The sequence below is a fragment of the Zhihengliuella sp. genome (assembly GCF_031178195.1).
Lineage (GTDB): Bacteria > Actinomycetota > Actinomycetes > Actinomycetales > Micrococcaceae > Zhihengliuella.
In genome coordinates this window covers 385,450-406,778 of the sequence record NZ_JAPSJL010000001.1, presented here as the reverse complement: position 1 = coordinate 406,778, position 21,329 = coordinate 385,450, and the positions used below count along the sequence as shown (strand labels likewise).

At 72.0% G+C, this 21,329-nt stretch carries 16 protein-coding genes; 3 read left to right on the top strand and 13 right to left on the bottom strand.

The genetic code is table 11. The annotated features are described in order from the left end of the window. Nucleotides 1-5 precede the first annotated feature (5 nt). Both RIN46_RS01740 and RIN46_RS01735 read left to right on the top strand, forming a co-directional pair. The gene (locus RIN46_RS01740) at nt 6-896 is read left to right on the top strand and encodes a PfkB family carbohydrate kinase (protein ID WP_309081446.1); all 891 of its coding nucleotides are present in this window, start codon (nt 6-8) and stop codon (nt 894-896) included. Nucleotides 897-924: 28 nt separating this feature from the next. Then, nucleotides 925-2,025 carry a LacI family DNA-binding transcriptional regulator gene (locus RIN46_RS01735; protein ID WP_309081447.1) on the top strand — a complete coding sequence of 367 codons (1,101 nt, stop codon included), beginning with the start codon at nt 925-927 and terminating at the stop codon, nt 2,023-2,025. 95 nt (nt 2,026-2,120) lie between these two features. Here the strand turns inward: RIN46_RS01735 and RIN46_RS01730 are convergent, their stop codons facing one another. The 13 genes from RIN46_RS01730 to RIN46_RS01670 form a co-directional block, all read right to left on the bottom strand. Beyond that, nucleotides 2,121-3,053, bottom strand: a complete 933-nt coding sequence (locus RIN46_RS01730) for a sugar-binding domain-containing protein (RefSeq protein WP_309081448.1) — start codon at nt 3,051-3,053, stop codon at nt 2,121-2,123. Between the two features lie 240 nt (nt 3,054-3,293). Further along, complete coding sequence (locus tag RIN46_RS01725; protein ID WP_309081449.1) at nt 3,294-4,466, bottom strand: hypothetical protein; 1,173 nt, start codon at nt 4,464-4,466, stop codon at nt 3,294-3,296. Between the two features lie 243 nt (nt 4,467-4,709). After that, the gene (locus RIN46_RS01720) at nt 4,710-6,344 is read right to left on the bottom strand and encodes a glycoside hydrolase family 32 protein (protein ID WP_309081450.1); all 1,635 of its coding nucleotides are present in this window, start codon (nt 6,342-6,344) and stop codon (nt 4,710-4,712) included. A gap of 106 nt (nt 6,345-6,450) precedes the next feature. Beyond that, nucleotides 6,451-7,977, bottom strand: a complete 1,527-nt coding sequence (locus tag RIN46_RS01715; RefSeq protein ID WP_309081451.1) for a glycoside hydrolase family 32 protein — start codon at nt 7,975-7,977, stop codon at nt 6,451-6,453. Then, nucleotides 7,974-8,957 carry an ATP-binding cassette domain-containing protein gene (locus RIN46_RS01710; RefSeq protein WP_309081452.1) on the bottom strand — a complete coding sequence of 328 codons (984 nt, stop codon included), beginning with the start codon at nt 8,955-8,957 and terminating at the stop codon, nt 7,974-7,976. Before RIN46_RS01710 ends, RIN46_RS01715 begins: the two co-directional genes overlap by 4 nt. Then, nucleotides 8,954-9,868: an ABC transporter ATP-binding protein gene (locus RIN46_RS01705; RefSeq protein ID WP_309081453.1), complete on the bottom strand. Its 915-nt coding sequence runs from the start codon at nt 9,866-9,868 to the stop codon at nt 8,954-8,956. Before RIN46_RS01705 ends, RIN46_RS01710 begins: the two co-directional genes overlap by 4 nt. Beyond that, on the bottom strand, nt 9,865-10,818 hold the full coding sequence (locus tag RIN46_RS01700; protein ID WP_309081454.1) for an ABC transporter permease: 954 nt from the start codon (nt 10,816-10,818) through the stop codon (nt 9,865-9,867). Before RIN46_RS01700 ends, RIN46_RS01705 begins: the two co-directional genes overlap by 4 nt. A 13-nt stretch (nt 10,819-10,831) precedes the next feature. Beyond that, nucleotides 10,832-11,809 (bottom strand): ABC transporter permease, encoded by a 978-nt coding sequence (locus RIN46_RS01695; protein ID WP_309081455.1) that lies wholly within the window; start codon nt 11,807-11,809, stop codon nt 10,832-10,834. Between the two features lie 143 nt (nt 11,810-11,952). Then, nucleotides 11,953-13,617, bottom strand: coding sequence for an ABC transporter substrate-binding protein (locus RIN46_RS01690; RefSeq protein ID WP_309081456.1), 1,665 nt, complete (start codon nt 13,615-13,617; stop codon nt 11,953-11,955). Between the two features lie 46 nt (nt 13,618-13,663). Then, nucleotides 13,664-14,695: a LacI family DNA-binding transcriptional regulator gene (locus tag RIN46_RS01685; protein ID WP_309081457.1), complete on the bottom strand. Its 1,032-nt coding sequence runs from the start codon at nt 14,693-14,695 to the stop codon at nt 13,664-13,666. A 137-nt stretch (nt 14,696-14,832) separates the two neighbouring features. Next, nucleotides 14,833-18,261 carry an ATP-binding protein gene (locus tag RIN46_RS01680; protein ID WP_309081458.1) on the bottom strand — a complete coding sequence of 1,143 codons (3,429 nt, stop codon included), beginning with the start codon at nt 18,259-18,261 and terminating at the stop codon, nt 14,833-14,835. After that, complete coding sequence (locus RIN46_RS01675; protein ID WP_309081459.1) at nt 18,261-19,085, bottom strand: DUF4194 domain-containing protein; 825 nt, start codon at nt 19,083-19,085, stop codon at nt 18,261-18,263. Before RIN46_RS01675 ends, RIN46_RS01680 begins: the two co-directional genes overlap by 1 nt. After that, on the bottom strand, nt 19,082-20,677 hold the full coding sequence (locus RIN46_RS01670; protein WP_309081460.1) for a DUF3375 domain-containing protein: 1,596 nt from the start codon (nt 20,675-20,677) through the stop codon (nt 19,082-19,084). The genes RIN46_RS01675 and RIN46_RS01670 overlap by 4 nt, the downstream gene beginning before the upstream one ends. Before the next feature lie 186 nt (nt 20,678-20,863). Between RIN46_RS01670 and RIN46_RS01665 the strand changes: the two genes are divergently transcribed. Continuing rightward, a complete protein-coding gene (locus RIN46_RS01665) occupies nt 20,864-21,313 on the top strand; it encodes a CoA-binding protein (protein ID WP_309081461.1) in 450 nt (149 codons plus the stop codon). The last annotated feature ends 16 nt before the right edge of the window (nt 21,314-21,329 follow it).

The following is a 21,329-nucleotide window of genomic DNA, read 5'->3' as shown; positions in this document are numbered from 1 at the left end:
AGGACATGAGACTGCTCGGGTTCGGCGACAACATCGTCGACCGCTTCCTGGACCGGGGGATCGACTACCCCGGCGGGAACGCCGTCAACGTGGCCGTGTACGCGCGTCGGCTGGGAGCACAGGCCGAGTACCTGGGCGTCTTCGGGGACGACTGGTCCGGCCGGTTCCTCCGGCAGGCGATCGAGGACGCCGGGGTCGGGACCGCCCGCTGCCTGGTCCGCCCCGGCGAGTCCGGGGTCTCGACGCTGCGCGTGATCGACGGCGAGCGCGTGTTCCTCGGCTGGAACGGTGGCGGCGTGACGGTCCGGCAGCCGGTGGACCTCGACGAGGGCCGCGAGGAGTACGCGGCGGGCTTCGACGTCGTGCACTCGAGTGTCTACTCCGGCACCGAGTCGGAACTGGCCCGGCTCCGCCGGCACGACGTCCTGGTCAGCTTCGACCTCTCCAGCGAGCCGGACTTCCGGACTCCGGAGTACCTGGACCGGATCGCGCCGTCGGCGGACCTGGTCCTGCTCTCCTGCGCCGGGCTGGACGAGGACGAGTCCTTCGCCCTGCTCGACGACGCCGTGCGGCGGGGTGCCGGGCTCGCGCTCGGCACGCGGGGGACGGGCGGCGCGCTCGTCACGGACGGGCGGTTGCGCGCCACGGCGCCGGCGCAGCTGGTTCCGGAGGACGTGCCCGTTGTCGATACGATGGGCTGCGGCGACGCGTTCCTCGCGGGATTCCTCGTCGAGCTGCACGGTCTGGGCTGGCGCCGCGGCAGCCCGCCGGCGGCCACCGAGCTGCAGGCCGGGCTCGAGGCGGGTGCACGGGCGGCGCGGGACCAGTGCCTGGTGGAGGGCGCGTTCGCGCACGGCCGCCCCAGCGCGGCGCCGTCCGCAGTGGCTGAACGGTGAACAGGTGACGTGGAAGGGGGCGGGAGCGATGACCACCGAACGCTCGGTCCCGCCCACCATCTCCGACGTCGCGGCCGAGGCCGGGGTCGGGCGCTCCACGGCCGCGCGGACCCTCGGCGGCTACGGGTACGTCAGCCCCGAGGTCCGCGAGCGGGTCCTGGCCGCCGCCGAGCGCATCGGCTACCGCACCAATGCCCTGGCCCGCAGCATGTCGACCGGCGTGAGCCACACGCTGGGCGTCATCGTCGCGGACATCGCGAACCCCTTCTTCGGCGGCGTGGTCCGCGGCATCTCGGATGCCTCGCGGGCGCGCGGCTTCGACACCCTGGTCCTCAGCACCCACGAGGACCTCGCCGAGGAGGTGGCGGCGACCAACGTCCTCATCGACAAGCGGGTCGACGGCATCATCGTCGCCTCGGCGGCCCTCGACGCGGCGTCCGCGAGCCACATCGAGCAGGCGCGGGCCCGCGGCATCAAGGTCGTCCTCGTCGACCGCGCCGTTCCGGGCCTGGACCTCGACGCCGTCCTCATCGACAACCGGGCTGCTGCCCGGGACGCGGTGGCCCGGTTGATCGCCGCGGGGCACCGGCGGATCGGGTTCGTCTGGGGCCCGCCGATCGAGGGCCGGCCCCGGCGGCGGCGCGACCTGGTGGACGGTGCCGTACGGAATCTCTGGACCGACGGCGAGCGACTGCAGGGCTATCTGGACGCGCTCGACGACGAAGGCATCGTGTTCGACGCCGACCTCGTGATGGTCGGTGCCAAGACCGAGGAGCACGCCCAAGTCGAGGTCGCGCGGATGCTCGAGCTCCCCGATCCTCCGACCGCCCTGTTCTGCACGGAGAACGATGCGATGACGGGCTCGCTCCGGGCTCTCCGCGACGCCGGGCTGCGGGTGGCCGAGGACATCTCGCTCATCGGTTTCGACGACAGCTCGTGGGCGGCCGTGATCGAGCCGCCGCTGACGATGATCGAGCAGCCGACGCTGGCGCTGGGCGCCAAGGCCGCCGAGGTCCTCCTCGCCGGGATCGACGGAGAGGAGAAGGGCCCGGACACCGCCACGGCCTTCCACACGCTCGAGACCCGGCTCATCGAGCGCGCGTCGGTGGCGGAGCCGCCACGGCGCTGATCGGGGACTGAATAACGGGGCGCTGGACGGGACGCTGAGCAACAGTCGGCACCCTCGGCGCCGCCGGGGCCGCCGGGCTCCGGCGGCCGCGCCGTTCAGAGGCCCGCGTGCTCGGCGAGTGCCAGGGCGAGCTCGTCGTCCACGACGAGGCGCTGGATGAACCCGGCGCGCAGGGCCGCTACGAGGCCGGGCAGGTTGTCGCGACCGTAGCCGACGGCGATGGTCGTGCGCGCCCGGCGCAGCTGCTCCAGCGTCACGGAGATCACCCGGGCGTCCAGCGGGCTCTCGATCGGCCGACCCTGCTCGTCCAGCACCCGGCCGGAGACCTCGGCCACGGCGCCGTGCGCAGCCAGCTCGGTCCGCTCCTGCTCCTCCAGCCGCTCCCAGACGGTCGAGCGCTGGGGAGCCCAGGTGCCGACAGCCACGACGGCGACGTCGAGGCCGTCCGCCCTGGCCAGGGCCTCGGAGATCTCGGGCTGGCGACGCAGGCTCGCTGCCGTCTCGGCGGTCTCCACGATCAACGGGGTCGGCAGAGGCCAGGTCCGCCCACCCGCCGCGGCGCCGAGCCGGTGCAGCAACTGGCCCGAGCCGCCGTCGTTCCCGACCTTCAGGTCTCCGGCGAGCTGGACGATGTCGCACTGCGGGAGCCGAGCGAGGCGGCTAGCCATGAGGTTCAGTGTCCGCGACCAGGAGACGCCCACCGTGTCCCCGTCCCGGACGGTGGCGACGAGGACGGCGGCGGCCTCCTCCGCGACCTTGTCGCGGGCCGTCTGGTCGGCACCCGGGCGATCGGCGATCTCGATGCCGTCAACGCCCAGCGCGGCTGCGAGCGCGGCGACGTCGATCCGGCCGCGCGCCGGGCGGTGGATGCTGATGGTCACGATGCCCTCCCGCCGGGCCTCCTCGAGATAGCGGGCGACCTGGAACCGGGAGAGGCCGTGCGCCTTGGCGATCTCGACCTTGGGCGCGTTGTCGACGTAGTAGGCCGTGGCGATATCGGCCAACAGCTCCTGATGACCTGCTGACATGGGCTCCTCCTCCTGGCGGGCAGCCGGTCGGACGACGGCGGCGGATGGTCCCCGCCGCTCATCTGAGCAAACCGTCCTTCCAGCGTAGGTCACGCTTGCTCATCTGAACGTCGGTGGGTACCGACACGGGAGTGCGGCGTGCACGGTTCCCCCTTTTCGGCCCTCGTTCGTCCGGCGTGGGCGCGATCAGCCCTGATCAGGTAGGCCCCAGGTGCCAATGCCGTCGCTGAAAGCGGGGAATCATGTACACCCCACTGAACCACGGGTCAGCGTGGCAACGAGTGCCGGGTGGATTGTGCCGCCGTCGACTCGGTGGTCGCCGTCGTGCTCGACGGCGAGGAAGGAGCCGGCGGCGCCGGCTGCGGCGTACGCCTCCCGGAGCTGGACGACGGCGGTGCGGAACCCCGCGATGGGGAAGATGGGGTCCGCGGTTCCTCCCTCGACGAGGAGGTGCCGCGGCGCCAGGGCGGCGAGCAGGTCCGGCATCTCGCCGACCCGCAGCAGCCCCGGCAGGTAGTTGCAGGGGCAGTGGCGCATGGCCAGGATGCTCTGCGCGAACGTGTTGACGTAGCCGGACAGCGCGACAGCCGAGATCCGCCGGTTGGCCAGCGCCGTCACCACCGCTAGCAGGGATCCGCCGGAGTGGCCCGCCACTCCGAGGCGAGCGGAGGCATCGAGCCCGAGCGCGGGCAGGGAGTCGAGGACGCCGATCAGTTCGGCCGCGCGGGCGCCGGCCAGCGACAGCCCGAGCGCCGAGAGATGCGAGGTCAGACTGGCGCACGCCGAGTTCTCCGCTGGCTCCAGATCCGCCGCGCTGCGTCGCGGGCCGAAGCCGAGGATGTCCGGCACCACGACGTTCGCGCCCAGCCGGGCCAGCGTCTCTCCGAAGTGCGCGTGGCCGTCGGTACGGTCCGTATCGACGGTGCCGTCGGCCTTCAGGCCGACGAGCTGGCGGCTGCCGTATCCGTGCCCGTGGATCGCCAGCACCGTCGGGCGCGCCGAGGGGACGCCGCTTCCGAGGACGCGTGCCGCGTCGGCGTCGGTGTCCTGCTCGCCGCGGGCAGCGGCCCCGGGGCCGGAGGGACGCAGGACGTAGACGCCGAGGGGCATGCCCGCGTACAGCTCGAGCTGCCAGCGTTGCCGGACGTAGCCGGGACCCTCCGCCTCCTCCAGTAGCAGCGGGGCGGGGGCGCCCGCTCCGGCCGGCAGCAGGAACCGCTCGAACGGGGCCAGCAGCGCAGCGAAATACGCCCCGGCCGTCCGCACAGGAGACACGTCCTCGCTGGGTCCGATTCTGTTGTCTCGTTCGCCGTCGTTCAGAGCGAGCCGAGCCAGCAGCGGCTCGGCGCCACGACCGCGGGAGGGGTCGCCCGTGCGGTCGGGCGGAGTCGTCGGGTCAGGCAGTGTCGTCATGCGCGCCATCCCCGGTCGGCGGAGCAGCGGCTCTCTTGGCGGTGCATTGCGTCAGGGGGCCTCCATTCTCCCGGCGGCCGCTGATTCGTCCGCCGATGGGATGGAGATCAGGCTATGGCGTGCCGGATCCCGGCGGGTATGGCGCAGTCCGCATCGATACCGCGCCATACCCGCCGGGAATGAAGCTGTGCGCCAGGCATGGCCCGTTTCGCCGGGAGCGAGGCCGCCTAGTCGGTGTCTCGGTCAGCCAGTGACGTCGAGTTCTCGGATCACGAGGTTCTCGTAGGCCGCCTCGCCGCCGTGGACGAACAGGCGGATGCCGTCGTCCCCGGCCAGCGGGAAAGCTCGGTGGGAGTGCACCACGCGACCGTCCCCGACGAAGAGCTCGACGCTGGCATGATCGACGAGGATCCGCACGTCGAGGCGGCCCGAGCCCACGTCGAACGGCACCTGCGACTCGCCGCCGTTGCCGGGGTTGAAGGTGGGCCGACGGTTGACATAGGTGAAGCCGCCGCCCAGGAAGGCCCCGGCCGCAACATGGCGGCCGCCGCCGGGAGCCCGGCACAGTTCGAACCCGATGTTGTCCGGCCGGTTCGCCGGATCCCAGACGAGCGTGCACGCCAACTCGTAGGCGCGGGAGCGCAGTTCCAGGTCGCGGTTGCCGGAGAGCCGGATGGTGCCGATCTCGTGCGCCTTCGACGTGTAATCGGCCAGCGCCGCCGTCGGCTGCGAGACCAGCACGTACCGCTCGCCCGCGCGGACCATGCGGACGTCGCGGACGATCATGTCGTCGCCGTTGTAGCCGTCCGTGATCAGGCTGGGCGAGTTGTGCGGGTAGTCCCAGAAGTTCGCCCAGCCGATGGCCCGGCGCAACGACGGATCGAGCCGGCCGGCGTCGTCGTAGTGCTCGTAGGTGACGGCCCCGTAGAAGTCGAAGCCCCGGTCCAGCCACTCCGGTTCGGCCGCCTCGGGGGTGAACGAGGCACCGTCGAAGGTGCCCGTCCAGTAGGCGTACGTGGCCGGGAGGTCGCGCGCCTTGCCGTTGGCGCTGATGCCCAGCACCCAGTGGGCGGTGCCGTCGTCCGCGATCATCTGGAAGATGTCGGGGCACTCCAGCAGGCCGAGGTCGTCCCGATGGAACGAACCCACCTCCTCCCAGTCGCGCAGGTTCGCCGAGGCGTAGAAGCCCAGCCGGTTGCCCTCGGCGTTGGCCATGAACCAGCGGCCGCGGTCGGCGTCCCAGATGACCTTCGGGTCCCGGAAGTCGTGACGCCCGGGGTTCGGCAGGACCGGGTCCTCCCCGCCGGGCGTGAACGTCCGGCCCTTGTCGGTGGAGTACCAGAGGTACTGCGCCTGACCGGTCGACGGCGCCTGCGTCACCAGGGCGATCAGGGCGCCCGCCCCGTAGCCGGCCGTGTCGTCATGGTCGACGACGACGCAGCCGGACCAGCAGTCGCCGTTCCCGTTCGAGTTCTTCTCGATCGCGACGCCGTGGTCCTCGAACGACACGTGGTCCCGGGTGGTCGCCAGGCGCCACGACGTCCCCGCGCCACCGTCGAGGTAGTCGGCGTTGTAGAGGTAGTAGTACAGGTACTCGCCGTCCACGAAGACGGGCCGCTGCGGATCGTTCTTCCAGTTGTCGGGGACGCTGAAGTGGTAGGCGGGACGGTAGGAGTGCTCCGGGACGGCCCGTGCGGATTTGCCACTCGGGCGGCCGGGGTTGGCGTGGTCCGGCGCGGCGGCCGCCGGTGCGATCCCGCCGAGGGACAGACCGCCCAGAGCGGCCGCCCCTCCCGCACCGAGGAGCATGGAACGTCGGCCGACGGCCGGTGCGCGGCGGGGCAGGGACTCGGACTGGTTCTCGTGGTTCTTGGACACGGGTGGCCTCTCTTCCAGGGGTTTGTTCGGTTGCGGAACGCTGAGTGTCGGAACGGTAGTGGCCGTGGGCGGGCCGGGACAGGACGGCGTGACGGGCGCGCGGGGCTCAGGGGCGCAGTACACGCCCCGGTTGCTCGGCCCCCTCGAGTCGCCAGGCGCGTGCGGAGGTGACGGTGGCTCCACCGCTGCTCTCGATGCGGATGCGGCTCGCGTCCGGCCGTGTGGGGTAGACCCGCGTGGTGAGCGCGATGCCGTCGACGAAGACCTCCACGCTGGAGGCATCCAGCAGGATCCGGATCTGCGTCTCCACGGCCGTGGAGCGGACCTCGCCGGCGTGCGGCGAGGTGTCGCACCCGCCCGCCAGCGTCGAGCTCTCCCGGTCCAGCACGATCTCCTGGGCACCATCGGCCCGCCGGTGGACGCGCAGGTCGGTGTGCTCGGCCCCGTCCTCCGTCGCGAAGAGGACGACGTCGAGGCGGCCGCCCGTCTCGATCCGCGCCGCGATCTCGACGTCGGCCGCCGTGCCGGCGAACTCGTGCTGACCGGTGGGACCGGGCAGCGGCAGCAGGGGCAGGGAGCGCAGAGACTCCACCTCGGCGATCGGCTCGGCGCGCACGACGCCGGCTGCGTCCCCGCCGTCCGCGTCGAGCCAGAGCCGGCGGGGTATGGTCATCGCCCCGGACCAGCCGGCCGCGGCCTGGGCGGCGTCGTCGCGCCCCTCCTGCATCCAGGACCAGAGCACGCGCCGCCCGTGATCGTCGCGGAACGTCTGCGGGGCGTAGGCGTGACGTCCGCCCAGATCGAGCCGTTGGACCCGGTCGATCGAGAAGCGCCGGCCATCGTAGGAGCCGATGGCGATGAACGGGCGAAGTGTGAGGCCCTCGTGCCAGGCCGAGAAAACGAGCAGGTGCGGGTCGGCGCTGTTGCCGTCGGGCGCCCCGGTCTCGCCGGCGGGGCCGGGCGCGAGCCGGAAGAAGTCGACGCACTCCCACATGGTCCCCGTCCAGTCGACGTCGTCGAGTCGGACCGGATGGCCATCGCCGACGACCAGCGGGCCGAGCTCCGTCCAGGAGCGGAGGTCCTCGGATTCATAGAGCAGGGCCGTGCCGCCCGCCCCGACGATCCCGCTGCCGATCAGCTGTCGCCAGCGCCCGGCCTCCCGCCAGACGCAGTGGTCGCGGAACTCGGTGACCTCCAGCCCCTCCGGCGGGGCGTCGATGACCGGACGATCGAGCGGGGTCCAGACGTCGAGGTCTGTAGAGCCGACGGCCAGGCACGGCAGCTCCCGGCCGTCGGCCCGGCCGGAGTAGACGATCGTCGGGGTCCCGCCGTCGTCGACCAGGACCCCGGACCAGCAGCCCTCCCGGTCCGGGCCAGAACCCGGGGAGAGCGCGAGGGGGCGGTCACGCCAGCGCACCAGATCCTCGCTGACCGCGTGGCCCCAGTGGATCCGGTCGTGAAACGGGCCCTCCGGGTTGTACTGGTAGAAGAGGTGGTAGAGCCCGTCCCACTGGGCCACCCCGTTGGGGTCGTTGAGCCAGGCGGCCGGCGACGTGAAGTGATAGCGGGGGCGCAGGGGATCGGCCTGTGCCTGTGCGATCAGGTCGGTGGACTGCTTGGAAGCCGGGATCATCTGTTCTCCTGTGGCATGAGCACCCAGTGCTCGGAATCGGTCGGTCCGTCGGCGGTTCCGACGTCCCCTGCGGTGCCGACCGCGGTGGGTACCTGCTGCGGCGACGAGGTCCAGGTCTCGACCTCCTTCCGCAGCTCGGCGCGGGCACCGGCGTCGAACGGCTCGGAGCGCTCCGGGTCGGGGACGGCGCTGACGAGGAGGCGGGTGTAGGGGTGCCGCGGGTCGTCGAGGAGCTCCAGCGACGGTCCGCCCTCCACCATGCGTCCGGCGTTCATGACGATGGTCCGGTCTGCCAGATAGCGGGCGGAGGCCAGATCGTGCGTGACATAGAGGATGGCGATGCCGCGTTCGTCCCGCAGCTTGGCGAGCAGGTTCAGGATGCCGATGCGGACGGAGACGTCGAGCATCGACGTCGGCTCGTCCGCCAGGATGACCTTCGGTTCGACGGCGAGCACCCGGGCGATGGCGATGCGCTGGCGCTGGCCGCCGGAGAGCTCGTGCGGGAACGCGCTGAGCACCGCCGGGTCCAGGTCCACGGTCCGGACGAGTTCCACGAGCCGGCTGCGCAGCTCCGACGCCGACTGGCCGGGTCCGCCGTGCAGACGGAGCGAGCGCTCCAGCACGGACTCGACCCGGTGGGTGGGATTCAGCGACCCGAAGGGATCCTGGAAGATCATCTGGACGTCGCTGCGGTACCGACGCGTCGCCCCGCGGCGCTGGGTGCGCAGGACGTCCTCGCCGAAGACCTCGACGGAACCCGACTCCGGGTGCTCGAGGCGCGCCAGGCAGCGGGCCAGCGTCGACTTGCCGGATCCGGACTCGCCGACCAGCGCCACGATCTCGCCGGCGTCGATTGTCAGGTCGATGTCCCGCAGGACGTGGAGCCGCTTCCGCGCCAGCAGGCTGCCGGTCGTGAAGGTCTTGTTCAGGCCGCGCACCCGGACTGCGGGGGCGGCGACCGTCGTGGGGGCCGTCGTCATCGGAGTACCTCCCTTTCGAGGTGCGAGGAGCCGGTCGGGGCGACGAAGTGCCCGCCGCCGGTGTCTTCGAGATCGCCGATCTCGGTGAAGCGCACGCCCTCGCTCAGGCCGGTCAGCTTCACCCGTGGGCCGCTGATCGGCGGGAAGGCGCCCATCAGGGCCTGCGTGTACGGGTGGAGCGGCCGCCGCCGCAGCGCCTCGGCCGGGGCGAGCTCGACGAGCCGGCCGGCGTACATGACGCCGATGCGGTCCGACATCTCGAGCATCAGCGACATGTCGTGGGTGATGAACAGGACCGCGAATCCCAGTTCCGCCTGGAGTTCCTGGATCTGCGCCAGGATCTCCTGCTGCACGACGACGTCGAGGGCCGTCGTGGGCTCGTCCAGGATGAGCAGGCGCGGGCGCAGGGCGCTCGCCATGGCGATGACGACGCGCTGCCGCTGGCCGCCGGAGAGCTGGTGCGGGTAGGAGTTCACGCGGTCAGCAGGGATCCGCACGAGCTCGAGCAGCTCGGCCGCCCGCCGCAGGGCCTCTCGCTTGCCGAGGCCCTCGTGGGTGGTGAACACGTCGGCGAGCTGGTCGCCGATCCGCATGACGGGATTGAGCGAGTTCATGGCGGACTGGAAGACCATCGCGACCTCGCGCCAGCGCCACGAGCGCAACTCGTCGGCGCTCATGGACAGGACATCCTCGCCGTCGAACCGGATGACTCCGTGGGTGATGCGGGCCGGGTCCTTCAGGAGTCGCATGATGGAGTGCGCCACCGTGGACTTGCCGGAACCGGACTCGCCGGCGAGCCCGAGGATCTCGCCGGGTGCGATGTGGAAGCTGACGCGGTCGGCTCCGCGGACGGAGCGCTCGTCGCTGACGTACTCGACTGTCAGCTCTTCGATGTCGAGGACTGGTTTCACTGGTGGGCTCCTTGCGGCTCGGCGGCCTGCACGGCGGTCGGCGCCGTGGCGCTCGCGGCCCGGCGTGGCTTGCGCAGGCGCGGGTTGGTGATCTCGTCGACGGCGTAGTTGCACATGGCCAGGGCGTAGGCGACCAGCGCGATGGCCAGGCCGGAGGGGATGAAGATCCACCATTGCCCGAGCATGAGCGCACCGTCGGTCGACGCCCAGAAGAGGTTGGTGCCCCACGAGATGGTGTTGGCGTCGCCGAGGCCGAGGAACTCGAGCCCGGCCTGCGCGCCGATGGCTCCGATCACGCTGCCCAGCAGCGTGGTCATGACGATCGAGGCCATGTTGGGCAGGATCTCGCGGAGCATGATCCGCAGCGGCCGCTCGCCGGTCACCAGGGCCGCCGCGATGTAGTCCTTGCCGCGGATGGAGAGAGACTGGGAGCGCAGGACGCGGGCGCTGCCGGCCCATCCCGTGATGACGAGGACGATGATCACGGTGCCGAGGCCGGGCGGCATGAACGCGGCGAGGATGACGAGCAGGGGCAGACCGGGCAGCAGCAGGAAGACGTTCGTCAGCAGGGACAGGACCTCGTCGACGGCCTTGCCGAAGTAGGCGCAGGTCAGCCCGACGACGACGCCGACGATGGTTGCGAGGACCCCGGCGAGGACGCCGACGAAGAGCGACGAGCGCGCGCCCCACAGGGTCAGGGCCATGACGTCCTGGCCCTTCGCCGTCGTCCCGAGCCAGTGTTCCGGACTGGGCGGAGTCGCGCCGCCGGAGCCGATGCGCGAGGGGTCCTCCGGGTAGAGGGCCGGCGCCAGCAGAGCGAGGAGGACGAACACCGCGAGGATGGCGAGGCCGACGACGGCCTTGCGGTTGCGGGCGAGGCTGCGGATGAGCCGCAGGGAGGCACGACCGCGGGGGCGGCCGGAGACCGGGGCAGGGGGTGGGAGAGCCATGGGATCCTCCGGATCAGCTGACCCGCACACGCGGGTCGAGACGGACGTAGACGAGGTCGACGAGCAGGTTGGCGAGGAGGACGGCGGCGGTGATGGTCAGGAACAGGCCCTGCATTAGCGGGTAGTCGAGTCCCTGCACGGCCGCCAGCAGCTGGTAGCCGACGCCCGGGTAGGCGAAGACGACCTCGGTCAGGAGCGCGCCGCCGACGATGAACCCGAGGCTCATGCCGATGTTGGTCACGGACGGCAGCAGCGCGTTCCGCGCCGCGTAGTTGAACATGATGCGCCGCGGCCGCAGGCCCTTCGCCTCGGCCATGAGGATGTAGTCCTCGGCGTTCGTGGTGATCATGGTGTTCCGCATGCCGAGCATCCAGCCGCCGATCGAGACGAGCACGATCGACAGAGCGGGCAGGAGCACGTGGGACGCCACGTCGGCGATGAAGGCGAGGTCCCACGACGGCGTCATCCCGACGGAGAACGCGTGACGCAGGGGCGACCAGCCGAGGGTGACGCCGAAGACGTACAGCGCACCCATTGCGAGCCAGAAGTACGGGAAGGAACCGATGAAGACCAACAGCGGCGGCGTCACCGAGTCGAGGATGCCGCCACGCCGCCAGGCGGCGAGGATGCCCAGCAGGTTGCCGATGATGACGGCGATGACCAGCGAGACACCGCCGAGGAGCAGCGTCCAGGGCAGCTGGGCGGCGATGACGTCGCTGACGGGGGTCGGGAACCGGGAGATGGACACCCCGAAGTCGCCGGTCAGGACGCGCCCCAGATAGCCGAAGTACTCCTGCCACCACGGTCCGCCCTCGACGCCGAGCAGCCTCTGGAGCGATTCGATCTGCTGCGGGTCCAAGCGCTGCTGGGAGCGGGAGAGCATCCGGGTGACGGGGTCGCCGGGCATGAGGCGGGGGAGCATGAAGTTCAGGGTGATCGAGGCCCAGAAGGCGATCAGGTAGAAACCGAGCCTGCGCAGGATGAAGCCCATGGCTGTCCTTTTCGAAAGGGGGAGGAGTGCGGGCCGTGGCGGCGGCGGCGGGGGGGGGGGGGGGCCCCCCCCCCCCGCGACGGTGTGAGCGCCGGGACGTGCCGGGCGCCGGGTCGAACCGAGGGGCCTGTCCGGCCGAGGCCCTACTCGACCGGTTCGAGCGAGGTGAGGACCAGGACGGTCGTCGGGGCACGCGTCGCGAGCGTCGCGTACGGGTTCTCCTCGGTGGGCCAGCCGACGAAGCGCTCGGTGGTGTAGGCGCCCCACTCCGGGCCGGGGAAGAGCGGCACGACCGGGGCGAGATCCGAGTAGAGGGTCTGCAGCTCCGACATCAGTCGCTGCTGCTCGGCTTCCTCCGTCGTCGCGGCGAACTCGGCCAGGAGGGCGTCCGCCTCCTCGCTGCCGAAGCGGTGGTAGTTGTCGAACGTCTGCTCGCCGACCGGCTTCACCGACTCGGTGGACATGATGTTCCGGTAGTACTGGTACGGCGTCGGCGCGTTGGCACTCCAGACGATGCCGGTCTGGAACTCGCCGGTCTCGTAGCCGGCGACGACCGCGGCCCAGTCGGGCGAATCGACGGTGGCCTGGACGCCGATGTCCTGGAGGTTCTGCGCGATGATGTTCGCGACCGAGAGCCAGTCCGAGGAGGTCGATCCGACGGAGATGTCGAAGGCGAACGGCTCCCCGTCCGGCGTCGTCCGCTGCCCGTCCGGGCCCGCGGTGTAGCCGGCGTCATCGAGGAGTGCGGCCGCCGCCTCGGCGTCGTGCTCGGTCCAGCCGCAGTCCGCGACGACGTCCTCGTCGCGCCACTCGTCGTAATTGCCGGACAGCCCCGTGCAGTCGGCAGGGATCGTGTAGCCGGACATGCCGACATCGACGATCTGCTCCCGGTCGATGGCCATGCTCAGCGCCTTGCGCACGTCGGCGTCGGCGAACATGTCCAGGGTGGTGTTGAGCTGCCAGTTGATCTCCGCGCCGGTGGGCGGGAACCAGTAGTGACGGTGCTCGGGGTCCTTGTCGACGAAGGTGCTCTGGATGTCGGGCATGTACTGCGGCGCCCAGTCGACGTCGCCATTGATGGCCGCGAGGTTGGCGCCGTCGTTGCCGGCGAAGGCCAGCATGCGGATGCCCGGGATCTTCTGCTTGTCGGGCTGCCAGTACTCGGGGTTCGGCAGCAGGTCGAAGGACTGCGCCTGGAAGTTCGAGACCTCCGTGTAGGGCCCGGTGCCGACGGGGACCGAGTTCTGTTCGTTGCCGGGTTCCGCGAATTCGGACCAGATGTGGGCGGGGACGATGACCTGCTGGCCCAGTTCGAAGAGCGCCGGCGAGAACTTCTTGTTGAACGTGAAGAGCGCCGTGGACTCGTCAACGGCTTCGACTGTCTCCAGGTAGTCGAATCCGCCAAGCAGCTCGCGCTGCAGCTCGAAGGTCGTCACGACGTCGGCGGCGACGAGCGGCTCGCCGTCGGACCACTTCACATCCTTGCGGAGGTTGAAGGTGACGGAGAGGCCGTCCTCGCTGGGCTCCCAGGACTCCGCGAGCCAGGGCACCGTGTTCCCGTCCGCGGGGTTGTAGATCAGCATCGACTCGTAGATGGACTGCGTGGTCATCGGGGCGGCGTTCGGGGAGAACGGGTTGAAGTTCTGCGAGAACGTCCCCATGTCCTCGCGCGGAATGGTGAGCAGCGGACCCGCGTCGGCGCCGGCGTCCTCGGCGGGGCCGGAACTGCAGCCGGTCAGCGCGAGGGCGCCGACGGCTGCGATGGCCCCGGCCCGGAGCATGCCGCGCCTCAGTGATGTGGCTATCATGAAATTATCCTCTTCCGGTCAAGTGGTTGTGCGGGAGGGAAGTTTCTCAGCGGAGTGCGAATCCAACTGAGGAACGTCGATGCAGCGGGCAGTCGAGGGCGAGGTGCGAACTCGTATCCCGGCTGCCCGTTGTCATTGCGGTCAGTTTCCTGACCCCGGCGGCTCCCATCTCCTCGAAGGGGAGGGCGACCGTCGTCAAACCTGGCCGAAGACTGTCGGCCAGTGCTTGCTGATCGTCGAAGCCGACGACCGAGATTTCGTGGGGGATGCGGAGGCCCCGTTCTTTGATGGCGTCGTAGGCGCCCATGGCCATGCGGTCATTGCCGCAGAAGATCGCCGTTGGCGGGTTCGGCCCATCGAGAAGCTCGGCTGCTCCGTGGTAGCCGCTCTCCGCGGTGCCATCGCCGGCGACAATTCGGTGGTCCGGGAGGGCCACGCCCGCGGCGGAGAGCTCAGCCCCGAATCCGCGCAAACGGCCCACCTGCGCGGGGATCCCGGGCGGCAGCGTGATGTGTCCGATCTCCCGGTGGCCGTACGCGAGCAACTCCTGGGCAGCGGCCCTGCCCCCGGACTCTTCATCCGGCACGACGCTCGGCAGTCGGCCCGACTCGTCGAAGCAGTGCACCAGCACGCACGGGACTTGGTGGGCGTTCTCGGGTACTTCGACGGCCTGGTGCCAGGACGCGGCAATGATCAGGCCCTCGATGCGCTGCTCCAGCAGCTTCTCTATCGCCGCTGCCTCCATCATCTGCTCGTTCTCGCTGGGTGCGATGAGGAGGAACCTGTTGTCCTCCCAGGACCGCCACTGCGCGCCCTTGATGACATCGGCGGCGAAGGGGGAGGTAACGATCTCAGTGACGAGGCCGAACAAGCCGGACCGCTGACTCGCCAGGGCCTGGGCGGCCGCGTTGCGGCGGTACCCGAGGCCCTCGGCGGCGTGCAGGATCCGTTCCCGGGTGGTTCCCGGGATATTGACGCCGGAGCGGCCGTTGAGCACGAAGGACACCGTCGTCCGGCTGACGCCGGCGGCGCGTGCGACGTCGGCCATCGTGACCGGCCTCTCCCGCGTGTGCTCCATGGTGCCCCTTGCTCAGCTCCTCGCCAGTAACTCGTGTTACTGAAGCGTGGCTTCAAAGGTAACGCGCTTCACTAACACGTGTCAAGGGTCACATCTGGAGGTTCTGGGCACCCGGCCCGCCGTCTGTGGGCGCCTCCTCAGCGCAGGACGATGTCCGTCGCGACCGCCGGCGACAGGCCCGTCGCCACGAACCCGGAGACGTTCGACGCCGGGTGCTTGACGATGTCCGTGATGGAGCCCAGGTGCTTGGCGAGATCCACCTTGTCCTCCGGCGCCGCCAGCAGCAGTTGGAAGCCGAACTCCTGCAGCGCGTTGATGCCCGCCGCCGCGTAGTCGGAGTTCGCCTGGATGAAGGCCTCGTCGATCATCACGGTCCCGTAGGTGGTGAAGCCCTGCGTGGCCAAGCCGAGCTGGTAGGCGAGCGCCGCCCCCATGATGAAGGACGTGAAGCGCTGCCCCTCGCCGCCGGACAGCGTGCCCGGCTCCAGCCCGGTCTCCACCTCGCCGTTGGCCTTGTGCTCGTTGCAGCCGATGGTCACGTGCCGGCGCACGTCCAGCACGGTGTCCCGCCAGGCCGCCCGGCCCGGATCGTCCAGCGCGTCCACGAGCCGCTCCAGCTGCTCGTAGCGCGCCGTGAGCTGCGCACCGTCGGTCGCCGGCGCGTACGCGTTGCCGAGGGCCTCCTTCAGCTCGGCCCGGAACGTGCGCGCCTCGTCCGGCACCGTCGTCGTCAGCTCCAGCCGCAGGCGCGAGCCCTGCTCGAACGGGACGTCGGAGAGGATCTGGTTCAGCGGCTCGATGCGCTCGGCGATCGCGCGTCGCTCCTCCTCGAGCAGCTGCAGCAGGTCGGAGAAGCGCTCGTAGGAGCGGTTGGAGAAGTACTCGCGGAACTCGTCCTCGCGCTGCGGCAGGCCCTCGTCCACGATCGACTGGTACAGCTCGACGTACTGCGGAGCTGCCTCGGCCCCGGTCCCGTAGGACGCGGCCGCGCCGGGGCCGAAGTCGCGCGCGAACTGCCGGAACGTCTCCGAGAGCTCCGCCTCGGCGCCGAAGATCCGCTGGCGCAGCCGGCCGAGCTCCTCCGTCAGGACCAGCGCCGCGTTCGACGCCGCCGCCTCCACCTCGGCGACGTCCGTCGCCTCGGCCAGGGCGGCGAAGCGCTCCAGGAGCGCCGCCTGCTCCTGCTCCGTGACCGGCGCCGTCGTGGACTCCTCGGCGTCCCCGGTGTCCTCGGGGCTGCGCTCGCCGGTGCTGTCGGCGGACGGGGCCGAGTCCGACGTCGTGCCCGGCCGATCGGAGCCGGCCCCGGGAACGGTGGCCGCAGCCGACTCGAGCTGCCGGCGCGCCCGCGCGGCCGCCCGCTCCAGCGCGTCCGCGTCGCTGCGCAGCACCGCGAGCCGGCCGACCGTGGACTCCAGCTCGGCGCGGGCCGCATCCAGCGCCTCACGCACGGACGCCAGGTCGTCGGACGCGCCCATCGCATCGGTGATCCGTGCCTCCAGCTCCTCGACGGCGGCCCGCGCCGGGGCGGCGTCGAGCTGCGCGAAGTCGCGGGTGTCCCCGGCGAGGGCCTTGAGGGCGCGCACCCGGGCGGCCAGGTCCTGCGTGGACCGGCTGCGCTCGTCGGCCACGCCCTCCGCCTCGAGCCGCCGGGACTCCAGCTCCGCGGCCTCGCCCTCGAGCTGGGCGATCTTCTCCTCGTTGGTGAAGCCGAGCAGGTAGTCGGACGCCGGCAGCGGCCGCGTGTCCCGCTCGAACGCCCCGCGGCCGGTCTTCAGGGTCCCGGCCAGCGAGATCGCGCGGTCGTGCCCGTGCAGCTCGGCGTCGTCCTCCACGCAGACGAACGCGTGGTCGGCCGTGATCTTGGCGCGCAGCCAGGCTCCGGCCGCACCCTCCTTGAACTCCAGCCTGGTCACCAGATCCGCCGGGCGCGCCTCGGCGCTGCGCGGCGCCACTGAGACGTCCACCCAGCGCAGCCGCCCCATGCCGGGCACGGAGTCCACGGCCCCGCCGTCGATCGCGCGGGTGACCGCGGCCAGGTGCTCGCCCGGCACCAGCAGCGTGGTCGCCAGCGACCGCAGCGCCTTCTCCGCCGCCGGGCGCCACGCGCCGGCGTCCGGGGCCATGTCCATCAGCTCGCCGCCGAACGGCAGCTGCTCCGGGTCCAGCCCGGTGACCGAGCAGATGGTGCGCCGGGCCGTCGCGGAGCGGTCGTCGATGTTGGAGCCGCGGCGGCGGTAGGACTCGATGTCCGCGCGCAGCTGCCGCAGCTCGTCGCGGGCGGCCATCACCTTGGCCATCGCCTCGTACTCGAGCGTGCGCGTGTCCGCGGCGATCGACTCCAGCCGCTCGCCGCTGACCGCCGCCTCGCGCCGCATCGCGTCCAGTCCGGACGCCGACCAGGCCAGGTTCACCCCGGCGGCCTCGGCCTCCGCGATCAGCTTGGCGACCGTCTTCTCCCGCTCGGCCAGCCGGGCCCGGGCCGCCTCCAGCTCGCGCTCGAGCGTGCGGACGGCCTGCCCGCCGTGGGCGTCGTGCTGCTCCTGGAGCGACCGCACCCGCTCGTCGAGCCGCTCCTTGGCGGCCGCGGCGTCCGCGATCCCGGTGCGCCGCGCGGCGAGATCGCCCTCGAGACGCGCGGTCTCGTGCCCGAGCACCTCCGCGGTCTGGGCGGCCCGCACCCGCGGCAGGACGACGTCGTACGCCCGGCCCAGTGCCGTGCGCTCCGCCAGCAGCTCGCGGTAGCGGGCGTACTGGGCGGGCACCAGCTCGAGGGCGTCGCGCTGGGCGCGGGCCTCCTCCAGCTGGCGGTGGATGCCGCGCAGGTGGGAGAAGTCCTCCACGGCGCCGGCGGCCGCGGCGAGCGTCCCGGGGACCTCGAGCACCTCGTGGCGGAAGAACTGGTTGACGCCGCGGTCCAGGCCCTTGCCGTTCTGCAGCGTGCGCAGGAGGCTGAACGCCTTGTCGTGGTCGATCCCGAGGCGGCGCCGGAACCGCTCGGCGAACGTCTTGTGGGTGTCGTAGACGTCGAAACCGGGCAGCGCCTTGGACAGGCTCGACGGCGAGAAGCGGCGCGGACCGTGGTCCTCCAGGGCCGCCGTGTCCAGGGGGCGGTCGCCGATCGCGTAGTGCTTGCCGACCTGGCCCTCGAGGCCGTTGGCGGGGAGGTCGAACAGCGCGGCGATGCAGGTCTGGCCGCCGAGGCCGTCCTCGTAGACCAGGGCCATGGCGCTCCAGGTGGCGCCGGGGCGCTGGGCGACCACGCCGTCGGACGTCTTGAACTGGCGGCCGCGCATGTAGGAGTAGGTGGTGCGGCGGTCGCGGCGGCTCGAGGCCTCGTGGGCCGACTCGTTCAGGCGCGGGACCGCGTGGAAGATGTGCCCGATCCCATCGAACAGCGTGGACTTGCCGACGCCCGGGTGCCCGGTGAGCAAGGTGCCGCTGCGGTCCACGTAGAGCTCGTGGCGGCCGTGGAACGTGCCCCAGTTGACCACCTGGATCCGGGCGAGCCGGTGCTGGCCCGGGTTGACGGCCTCGCCAAGGGGAAGCGTGTACTCGATGCCCACTACGCCTCCTCGTGTCCGGCCGGGGCCGTCTCGAGGTCCGGCTCGAGATCGAGGGCGGCGTCGCCGCGCTCGATCGCCGTGATGTAGGCCGGGATCCCGTCCACCGTGGCGAAGGGCAGGGCCAGGGCGAGCGCCCCGGAGACGCGGTACTCGTCCGGCAGCTCGGTGGGCAGGATCAGCTTCAGGGCCAGGAGCCGCGCCAGCGAGGCGTCGGTGAGCTCCTCGAGCCGCTTGTCGTCCACCGCCCCGGGCTGGCGGTGCTCCTCCAGGATGTCGCGGGCGCCGGCGCGCGAGATCACCGGGTCCGTGCCGGTGCCGGCGTGCCGGTCCAGCATGAGGCGCAGCCGCAGCGCCAGCAGCGTCTCCTCCCGCTTGAGCGGCTTGCGCGGGGCGATCGCCGTGGTGTGCGGGGCGTCGACCTCCACCGGGGTGAGCAGGGCGATCTTCCGCTCGGCGTCGATCTCCAGGCGCAGGAACAGCTCGGAGACGTAGGCGGCGATCTCGGCACGCCGGTCCAGCACCAGCTGCCACAGCCGGGCGTCCGCCGTCCCGTCCAGGTAGGGGCCGCGCAGCAGGCGGACCAGGGCCTGGCGCAGCGGCAGCTCGAAGCGGCCCGTGTCCCCGTCGAACAGGCGCGTCTCGGCGGCCTGGCCCCTCGCCTCGGCGGCGCCCTTGGCGGCGCTCCCGGCCGCGGCGCCCCCGGCCTCGGCGCGCCCCACAGTGCGGCCGGTACCGCGGGGTCCGACGACGTCGTCGCGCCCTCCGGTCCTCCGGGGACCGGCGGCCTCCGGATCGACGCTGTGCGCGGTGGTGGGGCTGCTCATGCGGACTCCTCGGTCTCGGTTCCGGACATCGTGTAGGTGACCACGGGCAGGTACGCGGTGCGCCCCGTGCCGTCGATCTGGCGGATGGAGATGCGCTGGTAGCGGGTGGCGTCGAGCTCGCCGGCCACGACGGTCTCCGCCTCGCCGCCGGACCCGTCCGCGACGCCCCGGTGGGCGCTGCCGGGCGCCGACGTGCGCGCCAGCTCCACGAGGTAGCGCACCGAGTTCAGGTGCCGGTGCTCGGCGCCGAGCTGATCGAGGACCTCGCCCAGCGTGACCGCGGGCGCCGCACCCGCCCCGGCCTCCGCCGTCGTGCCGTCCGTCCCCTCCGCGGTGGCGACGCGCACCAGCGCCCGGACGACGGCGGTGCGCAGCGCCTCCGCGTCCGCCGGCGGGGTGGACGGCGTGCGGTGGATGTCGGCGGCGCTCAGCGCGGGCGGCTCGGCCAGGCGCGGCGGCGCGACGTGCTCGGCCGGGTCGAAGATCCCGAGCCCGGAGAGCGTCGCGAACTCCGGGGCGTACAGGCGCAGCGGCGCGACCGCGGTGCGCGGGCGCAGGGCCGCGGACTTCGCGACGGCCAGCTCGGCCGTGCGGATCGCCCGGCGCAGCTGCTCCGACTCGCGCAGCTCGTCCGACTGCACGTAGGCGTGCAACGACTCGGAGAGCTTGCCGTAGGTCGCGTGGACCTCGGACGCCTGGCGGCGCAACTCGCGCAGGAGGTTCGCGATCGTGTGGCGCTCCCCGGGGGAGAGCTCGTCGACGAAGCCGCGCTCCAGGATGTCGTTGACGGCCTGCCGGAAGCGGGCCTGCTGCTGCGGGTCGTTCAGGAACGCGGTGAACCCGCGGAACGTCTCGCCCTCCGGCGTGGAGCGCAGCCGCCGGTCGCCCTCGAGCACCTGGCCGACCGCGACGCCCTTGGTGACCGAGGACTCCATGATCTCCTGCCGGATCCCGTGGAGCATCCGGTGCACGCCGTCGCGCATGCGCTTGAAGTCCGCCGGCAGGTCCGCGGCGAGATCCAGGATGCTGCGGGCGGCCGCGAGCGCGCTGTCCGGCGGGAGCATCGCCGGCTCCTCGCCGCTGCGCAGGGCGTCCAGGCGGGCCTGGCGCTCGGCGATCTCCGCCTCCAGCTGGCGGATGCGCGCCTGCGGGTCCGGGTCGGTCTCGTGGGCCAGCGACTCGAGGCTGGTGAGCAGTGTGCTCAGTCGGGACGAGTTCAGGTTGGTGCCGGAGCCGGCCACGGCGTCGAGGAAGCGCAGGACCCGTGCGGTGTGCGCGGTCGGCTCGTAGACGAACCGCCCCTCGACCAGCGGCCGCGCCAGGAACCCGGAGCGCACCCAGGAGTCGGCGTACTGCTGCGCCTGCCAGGACTCGTTCAGTACGACGGCGGGCGTCTGCGCGCGCAGGTGCTTCAGGAACGCGTCCAGCGACGCGTGGAAGGGCTCCAGCCCCACGCGCGGGGAGGCGGTGCCGAACTCGGTGCGCAGGAACGCGGCCACCCACGGCGCCGCGGAGAGGAGCCTCCACCCGGCGGACTCGCGGAACTCCAGCTGGTCGGCCCAGGCGGAGGCAGCGGGGTGGGTGGGGAGCATGCGGCACTTTCTGCGAGGAGGGGCGGCGGGAACGGGGGAAACGGGGGGCGGGCCGGGGAATGTGGCGGCGGGACTGGGCAGCGGGATGGAGGAACGTGACAGCGGCACCCGATTCTAGGGCACCGGCCTGAACGCGGGCCGCCCCCTGGGCTGCCCCGCGCCCGCCGGGAGGCCTACGCTGGGCGCATGGATGCTGCAGCAGGAGACGGGGCTCACGACCGCTGGCCCGGCAGCGACGACGCCGTCGTCCGCCGGCTCCTCACCACGCCCGGCCGGTGGGCCGTGGTGGGACTCACGGCCAATCCGCGGCGGGTGGCGCCCGGAGTGGCGCGCTGGCTGCGCGAGGCCCGCGGGATGGAGATCGTCCCGGTGAACCTCGCCGGCGAGGACGTCCTGGGCGAGCCGGGCTACCGGCGGCTCGCGGACGTCCCGGGCCGGATCGACGTCGTCGACTGCTTCGTGAACTCGCAGCGGGTCGGCGACGTGGTGGACCAGGCGATCGCCGCGGGGGCCTCCGCGGTGTGGCTGCAGCTCGGCGTGGTGGACCACGCGGCCGCGGAGCGCGCCCGGGCGGCCGGGCTCGACGTCGTCATGGACACGTGCCCCTTGATCGAGGCGCCGCGGCTGGGGCTGTAGCGGCGCCGGGCTCCCG

Excerpts from the sequence above, each read along its gene's own strand:
- RIN46_RS01740 (WP_309081446.1), top strand. The coding sequence starts at position 6 with ATGAGACTGCTCGGGTTCGGCGACAACATCGTCGACCGCTTCCTGGAC.
- RIN46_RS01735 (WP_309081447.1), top strand. The coding sequence starts at position 925 with ATGACCACCGAACGCTCGGTCCCGCCCACCATCTCCGACGTCGCGGCC.
- RIN46_RS01730 (WP_309081448.1), bottom strand. The coding sequence starts at position 3,053 with ATGTCAGCAGGTCATCAGGAGCTGTTGGCCGATATCGCCACGGCCTAC.
- RIN46_RS01725 (WP_309081449.1), bottom strand. The coding sequence starts at position 4,466 with ATGACGACACTGCCTGACCCGACGACTCCGCCCGACCGCACGGGCGAC.
- RIN46_RS01715 (WP_309081451.1), bottom strand. The coding sequence starts at position 7,977 with ATGATCCCGGCTTCCAAGCAGTCCACCGACCTGATCGCACAGGCACAG.
- RIN46_RS01710 (WP_309081452.1), bottom strand. The coding sequence starts at position 8,957 with ATGACGACGGCCCCCACGACGGTCGCCGCCCCCGCAGTCCGGGTGCGC.
- RIN46_RS01700 (WP_309081454.1), bottom strand. The coding sequence starts at position 10,818 with ATGGCTCTCCCACCCCCTGCCCCGGTCTCCGGCCGCCCCCGCGGTCGT.
- RIN46_RS01695 (WP_309081455.1), bottom strand. The coding sequence starts at position 11,809 with ATGGGCTTCATCCTGCGCAGGCTCGGTTTCTACCTGATCGCCTTCTGG.
- RIN46_RS01690 (WP_309081456.1), bottom strand. The coding sequence starts at position 13,617 with ATGATAGCCACATCACTGAGGCGCGGCATGCTCCGGGCCGGGGCCATC.
- RIN46_RS01685 (WP_309081457.1), bottom strand. The coding sequence starts at position 14,695 with ATGGAGCACACGCGGGAGAGGCCGGTCACGATGGCCGACGTCGCACGC.
- RIN46_RS01675 (WP_309081459.1), bottom strand. The coding sequence starts at position 19,085 with ATGAGCAGCCCCACCACCGCGCACAGCGTCGATCCGGAGGCCGCCGGT.
- RIN46_RS01670 (WP_309081460.1), bottom strand. The coding sequence starts at position 20,677 with ATGCTCCCCACCCACCCCGCTGCCTCCGCCTGGGCCGACCAGCTGGAG.
- RIN46_RS01665 (WP_309081461.1), top strand. The coding sequence starts at position 20,864 with ATGGATGCTGCAGCAGGAGACGGGGCTCACGACCGCTGGCCCGGCAGC.